Origin of the sequence: Streptomyces tibetensis (assembly GCF_007655005.1) — a bacterium.
GTDB classification, from domain to species: domain Bacteria; phylum Actinomycetota; class Actinomycetes; order Streptomycetales; family Streptomycetaceae; genus Streptomyces; species Streptomyces tibetensis.
The window spans coordinates 1-18250 of the sequence record NZ_SZVW01000027.1; the positions used below are offsets into that span (position 1 = coordinate 1).

An 18250-nucleotide genomic window follows, 5' to 3' on the forward strand; every position below is an offset into this window, starting at 1 on the left:
ATCGCATGACACATGCCAGGGTTAGAACGAGTACCTTGATCCACTTTCGATACACGCTAGCGGGACTCCCCCGCCGCCCGGCGGGTCTCCGCGGCAGGCTCTCCCGCCGCCCCGGCCTGCTGTTGCTTCGACGCGCGCAGGCTCGTGAACGTCGTGACCGCCAGGACCAGCACGATGAAGCCCAGCGAGAACGGGATGCCGATCTCGGGAACGTGGACGCCCGACTCGTGCAGCGCGTGCAGCACCAGCTTCACGCCGATGAAGCCGAGGATGATCGACAGGCCGTAGGAGAGGTGGACCAGCCTCTTCAGCAGGCCGCCGATGAGGAAGTACAGCTGGCGCAGGCCCATCAGGGCGAAGGCGTTCGCGGTGAACACGATGTACGGGTCCTGCGTCAGGCCGTAGATGGCCGGGATGGAGTCCAGGGCGAACAGCACGTCGGTGGAGCCGATCGCGAGCATCACGACCAGCATCGGGGTCATGATCCGCTTGCCGTTCTCGGTGATGAACAGCTTCGTGCCGTGATAGCGGTCGGCAACGCCGAAGCGCTGCTCCGCCATCTTCAGCAGCTTGTTCTCCTGGTACTCCTCGTCGTGGTCCTGCTTACGGGCGTCCTGGACCAGCTTCCAGGCGGTCCAGATCAGGAACGCGCCGAAGAGGTAGAAGACCCAGGAGAAGGCGGAGATGATCGCCGCCCCGGCCGCGATGAACACCGCCCGCAGCACCAGGGCCACCAGAACGCCGATCATCAGCACCCGCTGCTGGTACTGCGTCGGCACCGCGAACTTCCCCATGATCAGGACGAAGACGAAGAGGTTGTCGACGCTGAGCGACTTCTCGGTGATGTACCCGGCGAAAAACTCGCCCGTGGGCCCGCTCCCACCCGCGAACCACAGCCCCGCGCCGAACAGCACGGCCAGGACGACCCACACCACCGTCCACGTCCCGGCTTCCCTGATGGACACGTCGTGCGGCTTGCGCCCGACGAAGAAGTCGACGGCGACGAGCACGCACAGGGCGGCCACGGTCAGCAGCCACACGGACGGCGAGACGTTCACTTGTTACTCCTGATGCAGGTGTGGGGAGGGGACATCCTTGTCCGGTGTGGCTGGTTCTCGCCACCCCTGCCGGGTGAACAACGGGTCAAAGCTGCACGTGCAGCGCTTCCATCACGTCCTCGTCCGTCAGCTGGTCGAAGTTCTCGTACCACAGGCCCACGGCCATGAACGCGGCCGGCCGGTGCAGGCAGATCACCTCGTCGGCCTCGGCGCGCATCGACTCGGCGCCCTCCGGGGAGCAGACGGGCGCGGCCAGCAGGACCCGCGCGGGCGCCTGACGGCGCACGAAGCGCAGTGCGGCCCGGGCCGTGGAGCCGGTCGCCAAGCCGTCGTCGACGACGATCACGGTCCGGCCGCGCAGGTCCGGGGCCGGTCGGCCCTGCCGGTACAGCCGTTCGCGGCGCCGCAGTTCGACGCGCTCCCGCTCGATGACGGGGGCGAGGGCTGCCTCGCCGATACCGAGATGGCGCAGGGCGTCCTCGTCGAGGAGCGGCACCTCGTCCCCGGCCATCGCGCCGACGCCGAGCTCCTCCTGGTGGGGCGCCCCGATCTTCCGTACGACGAGCACGTCGAGCGGGGCGTCCAGCGCGGCGGCCACCTCGCGCGCCACGGCGACCCCGCCCCGGGGCAGGGCGAGGACGAGGGGGTCGGGCAGGTCTCCCGCGCGCTGCCGGGTGCGCAGTGTTCCGGCCAGTTCCCCGCCGGCCTGCCCGCGATCACGGAACCGCATGACGGTCACCTCTGCTTCCCGCACGAAAGAGGGCTCCAGCCCTCGACGGTCCGGCTCCAGCCCTCGGACGGTCCGGTTTCCGCCCATTTCCGCCCTCGGACGATCCGGCTCCCGCCCCGGCCGGTCCGCTCCGGCCCCCGCCCCGTCCGTCCGGCTCCCGCGTACCCCCGCGCCCGCCGGACGATGCGCGCCTTCCGGACCCGGCGGTCATCGGCCCGGGGCCGTCCTGAGCTGCTCGTCGCACCACTGACGGGCGGCCTCGGTGACCTGGTCCAGTGCGCCGGGTTCCTCGAACAGGTGGGTGGCGCCGGGCACAACGTGGAGGGTGTGCGGGGCGGGCAGTCGCCGGGCCGCCTCCTCGTTGAGCCGCAGCACGTGTGTGTCCCTGGCGCCCACGATGAGCAGCACCGGGACGTGAACGGCGGCCAGGGCGTCGCCCGCCAGGTCGGGCCGTCCGCCGCGCGAGACGACCGCCCGGACCCGGTCGGGGCGTTGCGCGGCGGCGACCAGGGCCGCGCCCGCGCCGGTGCTGGCGCCGAACAGGACGACGGGCAGGCCCGAGGTGCCGCGATCGCGCGCCAGCCAGTCGAGGGCGGTCACCAGCCGGCGGCCCAGCAGAGGGATGTCGAAGCGGAGTTCGGCGGTGACGGCGTCCCGGCGTTCCTCGTCCTCCGTGAGCAGGTCGATGAGCAGGGTGCCGAGCCCGGCGGTGCGCAGGCCGGCGGCGACCTCGCGGTTGCGGGGACTGTGCCGGGAGCTGCCGCTGCCGTGCGCGAAGAGCACGACCGCGCGGGCGTCCGGCGGCACGGTCAGATCACCGGTGAGGCTCGCGCCGCCGGCAGGCAGGGTGACCGTCCGGGAGATCATCGTCGGCCTTCTCTCCCCCGCTTCCCGTGGTACCCACGCCCGGCCGGACGTCCCATGGCGCGATCTGTGGGATGCGTGTCGTTGACGCCGTACCGCGCGCCGATGGAGCGTGAGGGACGTGACCGATCGCCGCATCGTCTTCGTCGTCTTCGACGGCTTCCAGCCGCTCGACCTCACCGGACCGCACGAGGTGTTCCACAGTGCGGGCGGGTACGCCTGCGAGGTCGTGGGGACCAGGGCGGGGCCGGTCCGGTCGGTCAGCGGGCTGGTCATGGAGGCCGCGCACGGCGTGGACGGCCTCGATCCGGGCGGCACGGACACCCTGGTGGTGGTCGGCGGCCAGGGCGTCGACCGGGCCCGGCAGGACGCGGGCCTGGTCGCCTGGGTCGCCGCCGCGGCGGCGGGTGCCCGGCGGGTGGCGTCGGTCTGCAGCGGTGTCTTTCTGCTGGCGGCCGCGGGGCTGCTGGAGGGGCGGCGGGTCACCACGCACTGGGCCCGCGCGGAGCAGCTGGCCCGGGAGCATCCCGGGGTGCGGGTGGACTGCGACCCGATCTTCGTGCGGGACGGGCGGGTGTGGACCTCGGCCGGAGTGACGGCGGGGATGGATCTGGCGCTCGCCCTGGTGGAGGACGACCTCGGCCGGGACGCCGCGCACGAGGTGGCCCGTCGGCTGGTGCTGTTCCTGCGCCGCCCGGGCGGCCAGTCGCAGTTCAGCGTGGCGCTGTGGTCGCGGCAGCCGGCGACGGACCCGGTGCGGGCCGCCGTCACCGCGATCCACGCCGACCCCGGTGCCCGGCACGACATCGCCGGCCTCGCCGCGCACGCCGGACTGAGCCCGCGTCACCTGCAGCGCCGCTTCACCGCCGAAATCGGTGTGCCCCCGGCGGCGTACGTCGAGCGGGTGCGCGTCGAGGCGGCCCAGCGGGCGCTCACGGACGGGGACGAACCGGTCGACGCCATCGCGCGCCGCTGCGGCTTCGTCACCGCCGAGACACTGCGCCGCACGTTCCACCGCCGGCTCGGTGTCGCGCCGTCGGACTACCGCGCCAGGTTCCGCTCCACCGCAGGACCCCTGGGATCCCTGGCAGATTTCGCAGAGGAAGGACGAACCGCATGACGACCTACGGCCTGCTCGTGTTCGAGGACGCCGAGGAGCTCGACTTCGTGGGGCCCTGGGAGGTCTTCACCGTCTCCGCCCGGCTCCGGGACAGCGCCGACACGGCCGTGCTCGTCTCCGAGCACCCCGGGCCCGTGCGCTGCAACAAGGGCCTGCGTGTCCTGCCCGACCACACCCTCGACGACCATCCGCCGCTGGACGTGCTGCACGTGCCGGGCGGGCTGGGCGCCCGGGAGACTCAGCTGCGCAACCCGGTGGTCGCCGACTGGATCGGAAAGACCGCTGAGCGGGCCGCGTGGGTGCACGGCGTGTGCACCGGCACCTTCCTGCTGCACGCCGCCGGACCCGCCCGGGGGCGCCGGGTGGCCACGCACTGGAGCCAGGAGGACACCTTGGAGGCGCTGGGGGACGTGACCGTGGTCCGGGACGCCCGCTACGTGGTCGACGGCAACCTGGTCACCAGCCAGGGTGTCTCGGCCGGTATCGACAGCGCGTTGTGGCTGGTCGGGCGGTTGCACGGCCGAGAGCACGCGCGGGCCGTGCGGCGCTTCATCCAGTACGACCCTGCGCCGCCGTACCTCGCGGACGAGCCGCTCTGATCCACCCGTGCGGCACGGGGCCGCATGGGTCGGCGGTCCTCGGGCAGGCGATGTTCATGGGCGGTGACACGGGTGACGGCGGGCAAGGGCGGCAGCCGGGCGAGTTCGGACACCGGGCGGTGCCGCACCCCGGCGACATCCGGATCGAGGCGTGGGCGGCGTGCAGAGAGCACTGTCTGGCGGAGGCCGTCCTGGCGATGGTGGAGTGCTTCGCGGACGTCTCCCGGGTGCGGCCCACCGCCGTGGACCGGGTCCGTCTGCCCGAGGCCAGCGACGACGACCTGCTCGCCGCGCTGCTGGACGAGGTCATCTTCCGCCTGGAGGCGTACGGCCAGGTGCCCGTGGACGTGGAGGCCGACGAGGCCGACGGCGGCCTGGACGTACGGCTGGCGGTCACCGGCCTCTCCGACGTGGAGATCACGGGCGCGGTCCCGACGGCGGTGGCCTGGGACACGCTGCGGATCGGGCCGGACCCGTACGGGTGGTCGTGTGCGGTGAGGGTCGACGCCTGACCCCGGCGGCCGGGGTGCGCCTACCGTGGAGGGGTGGGCGGCGCAGTCGTGACGCTGTTCCTGTGCGGTGACGTGATGCTCGGGCGCGGCGTCGACCAGGTCCTCGCGCACCCCGGAGACCCGGCACTGCGGGAGGCGTACGTCGACGACGCCCGGTCCTATGTCCGGCTGGCCGAGTCGGCGCACGGCCCGGTGCCCGTGCCGGTGGCCGCGTCATGGCCGTGGGGCGCGGCGCTGCGGGTGCTGGACGAGGCCGCTCCGGACGCCCGGATCGTGAATCTGGAGACCTCGGTGACGCGCGCCGGGACGTTCGCGCCCGGCAAGGAGATCCACTACCGGATGCACCCGGCGAATCTGCCGGCCCTGGCGGTGGTCCGGCCGGACGTGACGGTTCTCGCCAACAACCACGTCCTGGACTTCGGCCGGAGGGGACTGCTGGAGACTCTGGACTCCCTGGCCCGGGCGGGCCTGCGGACGGCGGGCGCGGGACGGGACGCCGACGAGGCGTACGCACCGGCCGTCGTCCCGCTGGCCGGCGGCCGCCGTCTGCGGGTGTTCGCCCTCGGGGCGTACTCCAGCGGCATCCCGTCCGGCTGGGCGGCGACGGCGGACCGGCCGGGCGTCGCGTACCTTCCCGAGCTCTCACGGGCCGTGGCCCAGGCCGTGGTGCGGCGGCTGGGCCGGTCCGGTGACCTCACCGTGGTGTCCGTGCACTGGGGATCGAACTGGGGGTATCGCGTGCCCCGGGAGCAGGTCCGCTTCGCGCACGCGCTGATCGACGGCGGAGCCGACGTCGTCCACGGGCACTCCTCGCACCATCCCCGCCCGCTGGAGGTGTACCGGGGCCGGCTGATCCTCTATGGCTGCGGGGACTTCGTCGACGACTACGAAGGGATCTCCGGTCACGAGCAGTACCGCGACGACCTGCGCCTGGCCTTCCTCGTGTCGGTCGAGGCGGACAGCGGGCGGCTGGCGGGCCTGCGCATGGTGCCGCTGCGGGTTCGGCGGATGCGGCTGGAGCCCGCCTCCGGGGAGGACCGTGCCTGGCTGCGCGCCACGCTGGACCGGATCAGCGGCGGGGTGACGGTGCGGGATGCGGCGGACGGTTCGCTGGGGCTCGCGGCGCCGGTCGTGTGACGTGGGCGGCCGAGCGAAAGCCGACGTGGGAGCCGACTCCGGAGGTCAGCCCGCCCACGCCACCAGCCGTTCGCGGCTCTCCGGCTCCCGCAGCCGGGCGAGCGACTCCTTCTCGAGCTGGCGCACCCGCTCCCGGGTCAGCCCGACCCGGGAGGCGACCTCGTTCAGCGTGCGGGTGTGCCCGTCGTGCAGCCCGTAGCGCAGGCTGAGGATCATGGCCTCACGGGGCGCGAGCGTGCCGACTGCCTCACGCAGTTCCTCGGCGAGCGCCCGGAACTCGGCAACCTCCGGGGCCTGGAGCACCTCGGTGTCGGCGATGAGGTCGCCGACGACGGTCTCGCCCTTCTCGTCGACCGGGGTGTCCAGGCTGACCGCGTCCCGTCCGACGTGGCGCAGCCACCCGATCCGGTCCTCGGCGAGGCCGCTCTCCCGGGCCACCTCCTCGATGCTCGGCTCACGCTCCAGGTCGAGCCGCAGTCGCCGCTCGATCTTGGCTATCTTCTGCAGTTGCTCCACGACGTGCATCGGCAGCCGGACGGAGCGCGCGTGCGCGGCCAGGCCCCGTTCGATCGCCTGCCGGATCCACCAGGTGGCGTACGTGGAGAACTTGAAGCCCTTGGTGTGGTCGAACTTCTCCACGGCCCGGATCAGCCCCAGGTTGCCCTCCTGGATGACGTCCAGCAAAGGCAGACCACGATGGGCGTGCCGTTTGGCCATCGACACGACGAGCCGGAGGTTGGCCCGGACCATGTGGTCCTTGGCAGCCTGCCCGTCGCGGACGGCCTCCTCCAGTTCGCGGCGCCTCTTCGCCGTGAGGTCGTGCTCGCCGGCGTCGGCCCGGCCGAGTTCCTCCAGCGCCCGTACGCCGGTCTTCAGCCGCCGGGCCAGGCGTACCTCGTCCTCCGCCGTGAGCAGCGCCGTCGCCGAGATCTGCGCGAGGTACTGGCCGAGGAGATCCGGCTCCTCGTCCGGCTCGGGGATGCGGCTGCGCAGCCGGGCCGTGCGGGCGGGGGCGCGCCGGTCCTCCCGGGTGCCCGCCGCGGGGTCTTCTGCCAGGGGAGACATCGTCGGGTTCCTCCCTCTCCCGTCTCGTTCCGGCTCGCCCTGGCGAGTACCCGGGGGAATCGTTGCCGAACCGTGTGCCCCGGAGCCCTCGGGGGTACCCCGTGGCCCATGACCGGCATCGAACTCAGCAGCAACGCGTTCAACGACCATTCCTTCATCGCGCGCCGGTACGCGTACGAGGGACCCAATGTCTCTCCGCCGCTGACCTGGAGCGGCGTACCGGACGACGCGGCGGAACTGGTCCTGCTGTGCGAGGATCCCGACGCCCCGTCGGGCACCTTCGCGCACTGGGTCGTGGTCGGCATCGACCCGCACAGCGACGGCGTCGAGGCCGGGCAGATCCCACCGGGCGGCACGGAACTGGTCAACGGCTACGGCCAGCACGGCTGGGGCGGTCCGCATCCCCCGCCGGGTGACGACGCCCATCACTACTTCTTCCGGCTCTACGCCCTGTCCGAGCCGGCTGTCCTGCCCGACGCGCCGCGCGCGGACCAGGTGCACGAGGAGGTCGAGAAGCGCCGCCTCGCGGACGGGACGCTGGTGGGGCTGTACCAGCGCTGAGCCTTCCCTCTCGTACCGCCGCGTCACAACGGTCGGTTGTGGCGGGGGCGCCGGGCGGTTGTTTGCCCGGCCCTCCCGATCTCGCTTGGATGACTTCCGGACGACGCCGGGTCGTCCACGGGAGCGGGGAGTGCGCCGGGTATGGCGGGCAGGCGGTCGCTGGGGCGGCGTTTCGGGTGGCTGTGGGGCGCGTACGCGGTCAGCACGGCCGGCACCTGGCTCGCGTTCGACGCGTTCGCCCTGATCGCGGTCCTGGCACTGGACGCCGGTCCGGCGCAGGTGTCGCTGCTGGCCGCGGTGGGACCGGCGGTCGGGGCGGCGGTGTCGGTGCCTCTCGGGCCGTGGGTGGAGGTCCGCCGCAAACGGCCGGTGATGATGACGGCCGACCTGGTGCGGTGCGCGGTGCTGCTGAGCATCCCCGTGGCGTTCGCGCTCGGCCGGCTCACCTTCGGCCAGTTGCTGCTGGTGTCGGTGGCCGTCGCGGCGGCCGACATCACGTTCAACGCGGCGGCCGGGGCGTTCCTGAAGGATCTGCTGCCGCGGCAGGACCTGCTCGTGGCGAACGGGCGGTTCGAGGCGACGACCTGGACCGCCAGCATGGTCGGCCCGCCGCTGGGCGGCGCCGCGATCAGCCTGTTGGGTCCGGTGACGACGGTGGTGGCCGACGCGGTGAGCTATCTGCTCTCGGCGTTCGGCCTCCGGGCGATCGGCGACGCCGAGAAGCGCCCCGTGCGACCGCAATCCACGGTGACCCGGCCCGGGGACCTGTTGGAGGGCTGGCGCCACATCCTGACCGATCCGGCACTGCGCCCGCTCTTCTTCAACTCGCTCCTGGTGAACTCCCTGATCATGGCGGCATCTCCACCGCTGCTGATCCTCATGGTGGACGACCTGCACTTCGCGCCCTGGCAGTACGCCCTCGCCTTCGCGGTGCCCTGCACCGGCGGCCTGCTCGGCTCCCGCCTGGCCCCGCGCCTCGTCGCGCGCCATGGCCGATACCGGGTCCTGCTCACCGCCGGGGTGCTGCGGGCCTGCTGGTCGATCGGCCTGGCCTTCACCGGCCCCGGCACGCCCGGTCTGGTGCTGGTCATGCTGGTCGAGTTCGGCCTGATCACCTGCTGCGGCGTGTACAACCCGGTCCTCGCCACCCACCGTCTCGACCGCACCCCCACCGGCCGGGTCACCCGCACCCTGGCCGCCTGGTCGGCCACCGGCAAGGCGGCCACCGCGACGGTCACCGCCCTGTGGGGCGTACTGGCCGCCTGGACCGGTCCCCGGTCGGCCATCGCACTGGCCGGTGCCCTGCTCCTGCTCACACCGCTGCTGCTGCCCCGCCGGGATCACACGCGGGGGGCCGACCCCGAACGGGCGGCCGTCGCAGTGGAGTCGGACGGCGGCTGACCGCCGTGGCCCGCTCACCGGGTCGGTCCCGGGGCGGACGCGGCAGCGCGCCCGCCCCGGACCGCCCGGGTCCGGCTCAGACCGCCCCGGGCACATCCTCCGTGACACCGTTCAGCTCGGATTCCGGGTCCGTGCCATAGGGGCGGGTGAGGATCTCCAGGCCGTGGCCCGCCGGGTCGAGGAAGTAGACTCCCCGGCCGCCGTCGTTGCGGTTGATACGGCGGGGGTGGTTGCCGTGCGGGTCGGCCTGGATGGGGATACGGGCCTCGACCAGGCGGGCCAGGGCCTGGTCGAACTCGTCCTCGGAGACGAGGAACGCGTAGTGCTGCATGGGGATCTCGGCGTCGATGGTGAGGAAGTCCAGGGTGACGCCGTTGGCGGTGGTCACCGGCAGGAAGACCCCGGTCGGGGCCCCGACCTCCAGTCCCAGGATCTCGGCGAGGAAACGAGCGGACTTCTCCCTGTCCCGGGACAGGACGATGGTGTGATCGAACTCGACTGACACGGTTGAATGCCTCCACGGGCATCTCCGCGGCGCCTCCATGCCTCACCCGGACGGTGACCGGCACGCGATGCCGCGCGGTGGATCGTAGGCAGCGGTGGGCTGGGTCGTCGAGCTGTTTTCGGCCGAGTTCGGGTCCGCCGGCGCAGTGCTCCCATCGCCGCCGTCCCAGCCGATCCTGACAATTGTCAGGACCGCGTCGGCCCGGAGCTCCCTACAGTTCTGAACGTCGGCAGGCCGCCCGTCCCGGCGACCGTCCGAGCCGGATCAGGACCACGTCCGGCACTTCTTTCTCGCCTTCGTCCTTCGGGGGACAGACACATGAAGCGACTGATCAGCCGTACCGCCATGGGCCTCGCCGTGACCGCGCTCGCCGTCGGCGGTCTCGCCACCACCGCCCAGGCGGCCCCGGCCACCGCCAACGGCGGCGACCCGACGCTCACCGACGTCTACATCTGGGCCACCGACGTCAACCTGCGCCAGCAGCCGACCACCGACTCCCCGCGACTCGCGGTCCGTTCGCAGTGGTATGCGGACGCCCTGTGCCAGAAGCAGGGCCAGACCGTGCACGACCCGGCGGTCGGCACCAACAACTGGTGGACCGCCGTCATGGAGTTCTCCGGCAGCGACATCGCCTGGGTGAACAACCTGTACATCCGGGGCGGCGAGAAGATCGCCGGGGTTCCGGACTGCTGACCCACCTCCCCTCCACAACCCTGCGGCGGGCCACCGTGAGACCGGCGGCCCGCCGCAGGGTTGTGCGGGGTCAGCAGTAGCCCATCGCGCCGCACGGGGGCGGACCGCCGTAGCGGCCCGCCCTCGTGCGGCGTGCGGTGCGGCTCAGTACCAGCCGGTGTTCACCAGGTCATGGCCGTCGCACGCGAGCAGGGCTCGTGAGACGCGGCCGTTGAGGTTGTTGCCCATCTTCGTGTAGGCGTAGTTGATGCCGGAGTCGACGGTCTCGGAGACCCAGCCGTCGTTGCGGCCCGCGCCGTTGTCGGAGCGCTGCAGCACTGCCGCGCAGCCGGGCCGGGAGTTCTCGATCCGGGCGAACGAGCCGCACTTGTCGGAGTAGAAGTACTTCAGGGCCATGCCCTCGAAGTACTTGGTGGCCCCGATCTGCCGGAACGTGCCCGAGCAGAACGTGGTGGTGGGGTACTGCCCCTCCTGCCCGTAGATGCCGTAGTTGCCGCCCGAGTACGGCTGGGCCTGGGCGGTGGTCGGAAGGAGCGCCATCACCGCGGCGGCGCCCCCCGCGGCCAGCAATGTCGTGAGTGATCGGCGGCTCATGAGCCCTCTTTCGTGTCGGCGGGTGAAACGGTCGTGCGCGGCGACCGGCCCCCGGCCGGCCGTCGCTCGCTGGTCGTGACCGTACGGGGCATCACCGCACCACCGGCACCTGACACTTATCAGGGTCGGCGCCTGCGGACTCCGCGCTCCGCCGGAGCCCTGACATTCGTCAGGACCGCCCACCCCGCCCCCGCTCCTATCGTGGCTGCGCGGGCCAAGGCCCCGTCGGACCACCGGGCCATCCAGGAAGGGCAACCATGCGCATGCTCCTGCGCGGCGCCGCCGCGCTCGCGGCCGTCGTCACGGTCGCGTCACTCACGAGCGGTGCGTCGGCACAGCCCCGGACGGGCGGGGCGGTGGAGGGCGCCGGGACCGCCCGGACCTCGGCAGCCGCCCAGATCCCGCCCGGCGTCACCGCCGGCGTGGCCGTCTTCGACCGCCGGACCGGCACGTTCACCGAACAGGTCGACGCGAACAAGCAGTTCCGGTCCGCCTCGGTCGTCAAGCTCCTGCTGGTGCTGGACTTCCTGTGGGACCGCGGGCCCGACTACACCATCCCCCCGGCCGACCGCGCCCGACTGGAGCCGATGCTGCGCGGCAGCGACGACGACGCCGCGAACCACTACTGGTCGACGTACGGAGGCTCGGCGATCATCGACCGGATGACCGCCCAGCCCGCACTCGGTCTGCGCGACACGGCGCCACCGCCTCCCGGGTACGAGGGCTTCTGGGGCTACACCGCCATCTCCGCCCGGGACACGGTGGCGATCTACCGGTACATCCTGGAGAAGGCCCCCGCGCCCGTCCGGGACTTCGTCATGGACAACCTGCGCCGCTCCACCCGCTGCTCCGCCACCGACCACTTCGACCAGCACTTCGGCATCGCGGGGTCGTTCGACAAGCCCTGGGCGGTGAAGCAGGGCTGGTCCGGGAAGTACGCGAAGGGCACCTGCGGCCCCCAGACCACGTCCTCGGGGACACGGGCGGAGTCGGCCGCCCCCGCTCCTCGCGCCGCCGCGGCCGTCGACCTCACCCGGCCCGCCCTGCACACCACCGGCACGGTGGGCGCGGACGACCGCACGATCGTCGCCGTGCTGACGCTGCATCAGGTCGGCACCTCGTACGGCAAGGCGTACACCGACATCGGCAGGCTGACCCGCTCGCTGAACGTGCCGGGCGGGGCACGGCCCGCCGGGACCTGGTTCGGCACCTGGGGCGACTTCGTGAACGTCCGCAGGGGACCGGCCACGGGCGCGGGCCGGATGACGCAACTCCCCGCCGGGGTCGAGGTGCTGGTGGGCTGCCAGATCAGGGGCGAGGTGGTCGATGTGCCGCCCTACACCAACGAGTGGTGGGCCTATCTGCCCCAGTACGGCGGCTACATCTCCAACATCTACATCAGCTCGCCGGACAACCGGCTGCCGAACGTCCCGGAGTGCGGCTGACCGCAGCCGTGACGGGAACGGGGGACGAGCGGTGGGCGGGGCTGCGGCCCTGCCCACCGCTCGCGTTCGTACGGCCCGCCGGCGGCGGGCCGGCGACGCACCGCAGGTCGTCGGCCTCCGGGGCCGGGCCCTCCCCGCTCGTCACCGTCAGCCCCGCCTCGCCCGCGTCCGCGCGGCTCAGCGCTCGTACTCGGCGAGGTAACGCATCACCTTGTCCACGTGTGGCTTCACCCGCTCCGGCACGCCGCGCTCCTCGATGACCGTGCGGTCACTGGTGCGGTAGCCGGCCGCTACGAGCGCGGGCAGGTCCTTCTTCGGCAGGCCGGCCTGCTTGAAGCGCTGGTCGAGCCAGCACACGTACAGGCTCATGGTGGAGATCGCGTCCGGCGGCGACATGTGGTCCTTGTCGCCGTCGCCGTCCCCGTCCACCGCCCAGGCGCGGAACACCGACGGCGTCCACATGGCGATGCCGTACTCCTCGCTCTGCGGGCGGGAGGCCTTCGGGTCGAAGTTGCTCTCCGCCTTGATCAGCGCGGCGAGCAGGGCGGGCGTGATCTCCTCGTCGGTGCAGCGGTGGGCCGCGCGGGCGATGACGGGTCGCAGCGCCTCAGGTACGTCGGAATCCTCGGGTATCTCCCCGGCCGGCGGGCTGGGCGTACCGGAGAGGGTGGGGGTGTCGCGGTCGCGCTCGTCGTCCTGACCGCCCCCTCCCCCGAGCAGGGCCGCCCCGGCGACCGCGGCGGCGGTCAGGACGACGAGCCCCGCCGCGACAACCGGCGCCATGCGTCTTCGGCGGCGGTGGGGGCCGCCGGTGATGTCCTCGATCCGGCCGACGACACCGTCGGCCGTGTGCGGGAGGCGGGCGGCGTGGTCCGGGGCGAGGCAGTCGGCGATGAGCCGGCGCATCTCCTCGTCGAGACCGGCGTCGAGCCGCAGGGGTGCGGTGCCGCGTGCGTAGGACTGGGCCGCGAGCGAGCGGGCGCGGGCCGTCGCACCCGGGAAGGGGTGGAGTCCGCCGGTGAGGACCTGGTGGGCGAGGACACCGAAGGCCCAGATGTCGGCGGTGGGCCGGACGACGGCGCCCTGGGTGCCGGTGCGCTGCGACCACCATTCGGGCGGCAGGTGGTCGAGGGTGCCGAGCGGCGGCACGTGGGCGTGGGTGCCGTCGAGTTCGGCGGCCAGGCCGAAGTCCGCGAGCCACACCCGACCGCCCGGGCCCAGCAGGACGTTGGCGGGTTTGAGGTCGCCGTGCACCCAGCCGGCGTCGTGCATGTGGGCGAGTCCCGCGGCGACCCCACGCAGGACGCGGTCGGCGTCCGCGATCGGCCCGCCCGTCTCCGCGGCGTCCAGTACGTCCTTCAGGCTGGCCTCGGCCCGGTCCATGACCAACGCGATCGCGCCGTCCAGGGCGGGCAGTTCCGGCGCGTCGACGGTGCACACGGCGTGGGTGCGGACGAGGTGGGGGTGGTCGGCCTCGGCGCTGAACCGGACCTCTCGCGCGATGAGTTCACCGAGCGCCGCGCGCTGCCCGGGGCCCAGGGCGCCGGTCGGGAGCACCTTCACCGCGACGGGCCTTCCGTCGGCGACCGTACGGGCCTCGTACACGGTCCCCCAGCCTCCGGAGCCGATGACCGCGCCCACCTCCCAGCCGTCGATGCGGAAGCCTTCCGGGAGGCGGGCCGGGCGGGGTGCCTCCAGCTCGTCGTCCCGCTCCTCCGGCGTGGTCATGCGTCTGCCGCCTGTGGATCGGTGAGGCGGGCGGCGCCACGGGGCGGCAGCAGGCCGAGGTGCTCCTCGCGGACCAGGCCGAAGCGCAGGGCGACGGAGGCGAGCCGGGTGCGCTTGGCGCCGGTGCGGGCGCCGTCGGCCGTGGCGGTGGCCTCCTCGCCGAGGTCCAGGCGCAGTTTGGCGAAGGCGAGGTAGTCGATGTGGTAGTTGACGGCGGAGCGCGTCAGGTCCCGGCAGGACTCCAGGGGCCGCAGCCGCTCCACGATCTGGCCGACCCCGGGCAGCGCCGAGTCGGAGGGGTCGCGCAGCCGGGGCTCGCACAGGGCCACCAGGACGAGGAAGTACTTCGACGTCGGGTCCAGGGCGAAGGGGTGGACGGTCTGTTCGCCGCCGCCCGGCACGGACTGCTCGCCGAGGTAGGCGTGCTGGGGTGCGAACACCTTGAACGTGGCGGTGCCGGACAGGGCGGGCAGCACCACGCGGGAGAACTCGAAGGGCACGGGCGCCCCGAGCCGCCCGGGCGCGACGGTGAGGTACTCGCCGGCCCCCTCCAGATTCTCCACGACGTACGACACGCTGCGACTGAAGTTGGACAGCCGCCAGTAGTCCCCCGCGGCTTCCAGCTGCCCGGCTCTGCGGGAGATCCCGGGATCGGCCAGGACGATGCGGACCCCCGCCCCGCCGCGTCCGAAGTCCGCGATGTCCCCCGGCCCCAGGTGGATCAGTTCGGGACTGCCCGTCTCGTCCCCGCCCCACTGGGCGGTACCGGGCAACTGCACGATGATCGTTTCCACGCGGACTCCCCCGCTGATGTCGCCCCCGATTTGGTCGCGAGGATTGTACGGGCGCTCTTCGCGTGCCACGGAGACGGCGGGGCCGCGTCAGCGGACGCTTTCCGGGCGTCGCGCGAGGAACACGAACTCCCGGCCGGGCCGGTCCGGTGCGTCACGTATGTCCTCCACGACATAACCCTGCGCGGCGAGTTCCGCCTCGATCTCCTGCCGCTCGCGAAAACGCAGCGTCGAGTCCGACGTCAGCGTCTGCCCGTCCGCGGCGAACACATAGGTCCAGCGGAACGTCACCAGCGGTCCGTTCACGTCGAGCAGGTCGACCCAGGACTCGACGGCACCCACACCCGCAATCTCTGTCACGCCGTACGTGGCCTCGCGGTTCCACTGCTCCCAGGCGCGACGGGCCGGTATCCGCGTCTCGAACATCAGGCGCCCGCCGGGCCGCAGCGCGGCCCGGATCCCTCGCAGGGTCCGCTGCCAGTCCTCCGGTCCGGTGATCTCCTGGGCGACGTTTCCCGTCATCGTCGCGAGGTCTGCGGTGAGCGGTGGCAGGGCCGTCGCGTCGCCGTGGATCCAGCGCACCCGCTCGCCGCCCGGCTTGCCGCGTGCCACCTCCAGGGACGCCTCGGCGGGGTCGACGCCGACGACATCGGTGCTGCGCGCGGCCAGCAGCAGCGCGAACGCCCCTGTTCCGCAGCCGATGTCGAGGACCCGGCGCGCCCCGATGTCCGCCGCCATGCGCAGGTACGGATCGAGATCGCGACGGTCGGGGTCGAGCGGGTCGTACACCGCGGCGAGCCGCGGATGCCGGAAGCACTCGTCAGCCATGGGCCCGACGATACGAAGGGCGGCTGCGCAGGGCCACCGGCCGCCGGCCTAGCCTCCGAGGCAGATGACGAGCAGGCAGAGCTCCTTCGACTTCGGGTCGGAGGGGGACGTCTCGGGCGGAGTGGTCGCCGCGGGCGGGGGTGTCGAGGGGGAGGTCGGCTGCTGTGCGTCCGAGCCGGACGCGGCGGCCGGGGGTGCCGTCGGCTCGGTGGCCGTCGAGCCGGACGAACCCGACGACCCGGATGAACCAGATGAACCGACGCTGCCGGTGACCGTGCCGACGGTGTCCCTGACGGTCTTGCGGGGCGCGGTCGTCAGCGGGAGCTCGCGGGGCGCGGCGGCCGCGTCCGTCCGCGTGTCCGTCGGCGTGGTGCGGGGGTCGGCGGCCCGGGACTGCTGGTGGCGCGAGGCGCGGTCGTTGTGCGACGGGGCCGTGGAGGCGGAGCGCGGGGTGTCCTGCCGGCTCGACGTCGGTTCGGAGAACGTCGGCGCCTCACCCAGGGCGCCGCCCATGGTGGTGTCCTCCGGCGTCGCGGAGGCCTGCACGCCGGGCTTCGCGTTGCCGTTCATCGCTGCGACCGTCAGACCGCCGCCGACGAGCGCGACCGCCGTCGCCACCACGGCCCGGCGCTGGTTCTTCTTCCAGCGGGCCAGCTGGCGCCGCCGGGCCGCGCGCCCTGCCGGCCGGGCTTCGTACCCCTCCCCCGCGCCGGCGTCCGAGGGGTCGTGGGCGTCCGAGGCGTCGTGCGCGGCGGCCGAGCCGGGGCCGTTCTGCGTCGGCGCGGGGGTCTCGTCCCACACGGTGCCGTCGTGCCAGGTGCCGGGGCCCGCCGGGTACTCCCAGGAGGCCGGTCCGCCCGGGTCCGTGGCGGCCACGGGGTCCGGGCCGGGACGGCCGCCGAGGACGGAGGGGTCGATGTCCGGGGCGTAGGCGCCGCACCCCGGGCAGACCAAGGCGCCGTTGAGGTGCCGACGGCACGACGAGCAGTAGTCCATGTGTGGTGTTCCCGATCTGGCTGTTCCGGCGGCTCGCCGGCCGCGGCCTGGTCACGTTCGCACGTGGGATCGAGCCGTAACGCTAACGAGACTTTGAAAGGGCGGTGTGCAGTCTGTGTGACGCCTCTGCACAGATCCTCGGGATCTCACGTGTGCCACAAGTGACTCACGAGTAAAAGAGTCGCAACGTGGGAACGCTCGGGCCCCCACCGTCACGGAGCCCGCCCCTCCACTCGTGTCGCCCCTCAACTCCCCTGATTTTCCTGCCGACTGACGCACAACCCTTTGGACATCCGGCGGGTCACACCATGCAGGAGCAACCACCTCGAAGAGTTGCATGGGGGAAATATGCGATTCACCCGTTCCGTCCTGGCAGCGTCCGCAGTGGCGGCACTGTCCGTGGGAACCATGACCGCCCTGGCGTCGCCGGCCTCGGCCGCGCCCAACACCACTCCGCAGAAGGTCTGTGGCAGTGGGTACAAGACGGTCAACTCGGCGACCGTCGGCTCGTTGGGGACCGTCTACCTGACCTACAACGCCTCCAACGGCAAGAACTGCGTCACGACCATCCGCAACAACCCGGGCAATGCCGTGAGCATGTCGGCCTGGGTCTCCGTCCCGGACACCGAGCAAAGCGACTACGACGAGGGCCTGTTCACGTCGTACGCCGGGCCGACCTACGCCTACGGCAAGGGCCACTGCGTGGACTGGGGCGGCAGCATCGCCAACACGTACGTGCAGGTGTACGGCTCCAACTGCGGCTCCCTGAAGGAGCACAGGGTCACGTTCACCCGCTGACCCCCCTCCGGCCGGGCTCCACGGGCGACCGTGGGGCCCGGCTTCTCCGTGCCGGGCCTACGCCCAGGCCGTCACCGGCAGGAACGAGCACATCGCATGCACATGGGCGACAGCGAATGATGATGCGATGGCTGGGCGGGCTGCGCTTGCGGATCATGACTTCCTCCCGCCCTTCTGAGTCTTGGCAGTCGAACTCGCCGCACGCTCGCTTCGCGTGCCGGGCCGGTGGTCACGTGCCACTTCGGCTTGTCGCCTGATCCGCTGTGCACGTGCTGTCAGCGCCGCCTCGACCCGGAGGAGCCGGGATGCCGTACAACTCCTCCGAACTCGGCACTCGCTCTGCGGTCCAAGCGCTTCCGGGACGCGCAGGCCATCGGGAACACCGTGTCGCACCTCAATCGTCTGGCGGCAGCCCCACAGTCGGCGCACGGCCCATCCCAGCACCGCACCGGCGCTCGGCGCGGGCCCCCGTGCCGACGCCACTGGCGTGGCCCCCCCCTGCGGCTGAACGTCAGGACGACGGCTGACCGGTGGTCGGCCGGGCGCAGCGCGCCCGAAGGTGCGTGACCCGCGAGCTGCTCAGGTTCTCTATGCGCACCCGCACCTGATGCTCATCCGGTGCCCACCCCCGGCGTGGAGTGTGCACCGCACTCGCCGGTGCGGCGCACGAACGCGTCCCCGGGCCAGGCCGGCGGCTGTCGACGCATTCCACATGGCGAGGGTGAAACTCTGACAGCGTGTCAAATCATCTGGGTGGCGCATGTCGTAACGCAGCTCGGCAAAGGCATGACTCATTACTTTTACCGTCAACCGAGACTTTTACCC

General features: G+C 72.5%; 19 protein-coding genes. 9 read left to right on the plus strand and 10 right to left on the minus strand.

All coding sequences use genetic code 11. From position 1 onward, the window contains the following. Nucleotides 1-56: 56 nt before the first annotated feature. From FDO69_RS35620 to FDO69_RS35630, 3 genes are all read right to left on the minus strand, one after another. Nucleotides 57-1058: a TerC family protein gene (locus tag FDO69_RS35620; RefSeq protein ID WP_104786859.1), complete on the minus strand. Its 1002-nt coding sequence runs from the start codon at nucleotides 1056-1058 to the stop codon at nucleotides 57-59. Nucleotides 1059-1143: 85 nt separating this feature from the next. Further along, nucleotides 1144-1788, minus strand: a complete 645-nt coding sequence (locus FDO69_RS35625) for a phosphoribosyltransferase (protein WP_104787135.1) — start codon at nucleotides 1786-1788, stop codon at nucleotides 1144-1146. 207 nt (nucleotides 1789-1995) lie between these two features. Continuing rightward, the gene (locus FDO69_RS35630) at nucleotides 1996-2655 is read right to left on the minus strand and encodes a dienelactone hydrolase family protein (RefSeq protein WP_104786862.1); all 660 of its coding nucleotides are present in this window, start codon (nucleotides 2653-2655) and stop codon (nucleotides 1996-1998) included. A 118-nt stretch (nucleotides 2656-2773) separates the two neighbouring features. Between FDO69_RS35630 and FDO69_RS35635 the strand changes: the two genes are divergently transcribed. From FDO69_RS35635 to FDO69_RS35650, 4 genes are read left to right on the plus strand one after another with little or no spacing between them, the layout of a single operon-like run. After that, nucleotides 2774-3772: a GlxA family transcriptional regulator gene (locus FDO69_RS35635; protein ID WP_104786864.1), complete on the plus strand. Its 999-nt coding sequence runs from the start codon at nucleotides 2774-2776 to the stop codon at nucleotides 3770-3772. Beyond that, nucleotides 3769-4371 (plus strand): DJ-1/PfpI family protein, encoded by a 603-nt coding sequence (locus tag FDO69_RS35640; RefSeq protein ID WP_104786867.1) that lies wholly within the window; start codon nucleotides 3769-3771, stop codon nucleotides 4369-4371. Before FDO69_RS35635 ends, FDO69_RS35640 begins: the two co-directional genes overlap by 4 nt. Before the next feature lie 56 nt (nucleotides 4372-4427). Further along, nucleotides 4428-4883 (plus strand): archease, encoded by a 456-nt coding sequence (locus tag FDO69_RS35645; protein WP_104787138.1) that lies wholly within the window; start codon nucleotides 4428-4430, stop codon nucleotides 4881-4883. Nucleotides 4884-4916: 33 nt separating this feature from the next. Further along, complete coding sequence (locus FDO69_RS35650; protein ID WP_104786869.1) at nucleotides 4917-6020, plus strand: CapA family protein; 1104 nt, start codon at nucleotides 4917-4919, stop codon at nucleotides 6018-6020. Nucleotides 6021-6065: 45 nt separating this feature from the next. Here FDO69_RS35650 and FDO69_RS35655 read toward each other — a convergent pair whose 3' ends face one another. Next, nucleotides 6066-7085 carry a sigma-70 family RNA polymerase sigma factor gene (locus FDO69_RS35655; protein WP_104786872.1) on the minus strand — a complete coding sequence of 340 codons (1020 nt, stop codon included), beginning with the start codon at nucleotides 7083-7085 and terminating at the stop codon, nucleotides 6066-6068. Nucleotides 7086-7193: 108 nt separating this feature from the next. Here FDO69_RS35655 and FDO69_RS35660 point away from each other — a divergent pair, with 108 nt between their 5' ends. Both FDO69_RS35660 and FDO69_RS35665 read left to right on the plus strand, forming a co-directional pair. Next, entirely contained in the window at nucleotides 7194-7646 is a 453-nt protein-coding gene (locus FDO69_RS35660; protein ID WP_104786875.1) for a YbhB/YbcL family Raf kinase inhibitor-like protein, read from the plus strand. Between the two features lie 141 nt (nucleotides 7647-7787). Beyond that, nucleotides 7788-9047, plus strand: coding sequence for an MFS transporter (locus FDO69_RS35665; protein WP_104786878.1), 1260 nt, complete (start codon nucleotides 7788-7790; stop codon nucleotides 9045-9047). A gap of 76 nt (nucleotides 9048-9123) precedes the next feature. Here the strand turns inward: FDO69_RS35665 and FDO69_RS35670 are convergent, their stop codons facing one another. Beyond that, on the minus strand, nucleotides 9124-9552 hold the full coding sequence (locus FDO69_RS35670; RefSeq protein WP_104786880.1) for a VOC family protein: 429 nt from the start codon (nucleotides 9550-9552) through the stop codon (nucleotides 9124-9126). A gap of 318 nt (nucleotides 9553-9870) precedes the next feature. Between FDO69_RS35670 and FDO69_RS35675 the strand changes: the two genes are divergently transcribed. Beyond that, nucleotides 9871-10245: a peptidase M23 gene (locus FDO69_RS35675; protein ID WP_104786883.1), complete on the plus strand. Its 375-nt coding sequence runs from the start codon at nucleotides 9871-9873 to the stop codon at nucleotides 10243-10245. A gap of 144 nt (nucleotides 10246-10389) precedes the next feature. Here FDO69_RS35675 and FDO69_RS35680 read toward each other — a convergent pair whose 3' ends face one another. Then, nucleotides 10390-10839 carry a hypothetical protein gene (locus FDO69_RS35680; RefSeq protein ID WP_104786886.1) on the minus strand — a complete coding sequence of 150 codons (450 nt, stop codon included), beginning with the start codon at nucleotides 10837-10839 and terminating at the stop codon, nucleotides 10390-10392. 257 nt (nucleotides 10840-11096) lie between these two features. On the opposite strand from FDO69_RS35680, the gene FDO69_RS35685 reads away from it, so the two are divergent. Then, entirely contained in the window at nucleotides 11097-12284 is a 1188-nt protein-coding gene (locus FDO69_RS35685) for a hypothetical protein (protein ID WP_104786888.1), read from the plus strand. Nucleotides 12285-12461: 177 nt separating this feature from the next. On the opposite strand, the gene FDO69_RS35690 is transcribed toward FDO69_RS35685, so the two are convergent. The 4 genes from FDO69_RS35690 to FDO69_RS35705 form a co-directional block, all read right to left on the minus strand. Then, nucleotides 12462-14012: a serine/threonine-protein kinase gene (locus tag FDO69_RS35690; RefSeq protein ID WP_104786891.1), complete on the minus strand. Its 1551-nt coding sequence runs from the start codon at nucleotides 14010-14012 to the stop codon at nucleotides 12462-12464. Further along, complete coding sequence (locus FDO69_RS35695; RefSeq protein ID WP_104786893.1) at nucleotides 14009-14806, minus strand: serine/threonine protein kinase; 798 nt, start codon at nucleotides 14804-14806, stop codon at nucleotides 14009-14011. The genes FDO69_RS35690 and FDO69_RS35695 overlap by 4 nt, the downstream gene beginning before the upstream one ends. Nucleotides 14807-14893: 87 nt before the next feature. Further along, complete coding sequence (locus FDO69_RS35700) at nucleotides 14894-15631, minus strand: class I SAM-dependent methyltransferase (protein ID WP_104786896.1); 738 nt, start codon at nucleotides 15629-15631, stop codon at nucleotides 14894-14896. A 48-nt stretch (nucleotides 15632-15679) separates the two neighbouring features. After that, entirely contained in the window at nucleotides 15680-16627 is a 948-nt protein-coding gene (locus FDO69_RS35705; protein ID WP_104786899.1) for an SCO2400 family protein, read from the minus strand. Between the two features lie 348 nt (nucleotides 16628-16975). Here FDO69_RS35705 and FDO69_RS35710 point away from each other — a divergent pair, with 348 nt between their 5' ends. Next, complete coding sequence (locus FDO69_RS35710; RefSeq protein WP_104786902.1) at nucleotides 16976-17425, plus strand: spore-associated protein; 450 nt, start codon at nucleotides 16976-16978, stop codon at nucleotides 17423-17425. The last annotated feature ends 825 nt before the right edge of the window (nucleotides 17426-18250 follow it).

Coding starts and splice junctions, on each gene's coding strand:
- FDO69_RS35625 (WP_104787135.1), bottom strand. CDS start 1,788: ATGCGGTTCCGTGATCGCGGGCAGGCCGGCGGGGAACTGGCCGGAACA.
- FDO69_RS35630 (WP_104786862.1), bottom strand. CDS start 2,655: ATGATCTCCCGGACGGTCACCCTGCCTGCCGGCGGCGCGAGCCTCACC.
- FDO69_RS35640 (WP_104786867.1), top strand. CDS start 3,769: ATGACGACCTACGGCCTGCTCGTGTTCGAGGACGCCGAGGAGCTCGAC.
- FDO69_RS35645 (WP_104787138.1), top strand. CDS start 4,428: ATGGGCGGTGACACGGGTGACGGCGGGCAAGGGCGGCAGCCGGGCGAG.
- FDO69_RS35655 (WP_104786872.1), bottom strand. CDS start 7,085: ATGTCTCCCCTGGCAGAAGACCCCGCGGCGGGCACCCGGGAGGACCGG.
- FDO69_RS35660 (WP_104786875.1), top strand. CDS start 7,194: ATGACCGGCATCGAACTCAGCAGCAACGCGTTCAACGACCATTCCTTC.
- FDO69_RS35665 (WP_104786878.1), top strand. CDS start 7,788: ATGGCGGGCAGGCGGTCGCTGGGGCGGCGTTTCGGGTGGCTGTGGGGC.
- FDO69_RS35675 (WP_104786883.1), top strand. CDS start 9,871: ATGAAGCGACTGATCAGCCGTACCGCCATGGGCCTCGCCGTGACCGCG.
- FDO69_RS35680 (WP_104786886.1), bottom strand. CDS start 10,839: ATGAGCCGCCGATCACTCACGACATTGCTGGCCGCGGGGGGCGCCGCC.
- FDO69_RS35685 (WP_104786888.1), top strand. CDS start 11,097: ATGCGCATGCTCCTGCGCGGCGCCGCCGCGCTCGCGGCCGTCGTCACG.
- FDO69_RS35690 (WP_104786891.1), bottom strand. CDS start 14,012: ATGACCACGCCGGAGGAGCGGGACGACGAGCTGGAGGCACCCCGCCCG.
- FDO69_RS35700 (WP_104786896.1), bottom strand. CDS start 15,631: ATGGCTGACGAGTGCTTCCGGCATCCGCGGCTCGCCGCGGTGTACGAC.
- FDO69_RS35705 (WP_104786899.1), bottom strand. CDS start 16,627: ATGGACTACTGCTCGTCGTGCCGTCGGCACCTCAACGGCGCCTTGGTC.
- FDO69_RS35710 (WP_104786902.1), top strand. CDS start 16,976: ATGCGATTCACCCGTTCCGTCCTGGCAGCGTCCGCAGTGGCGGCACTG.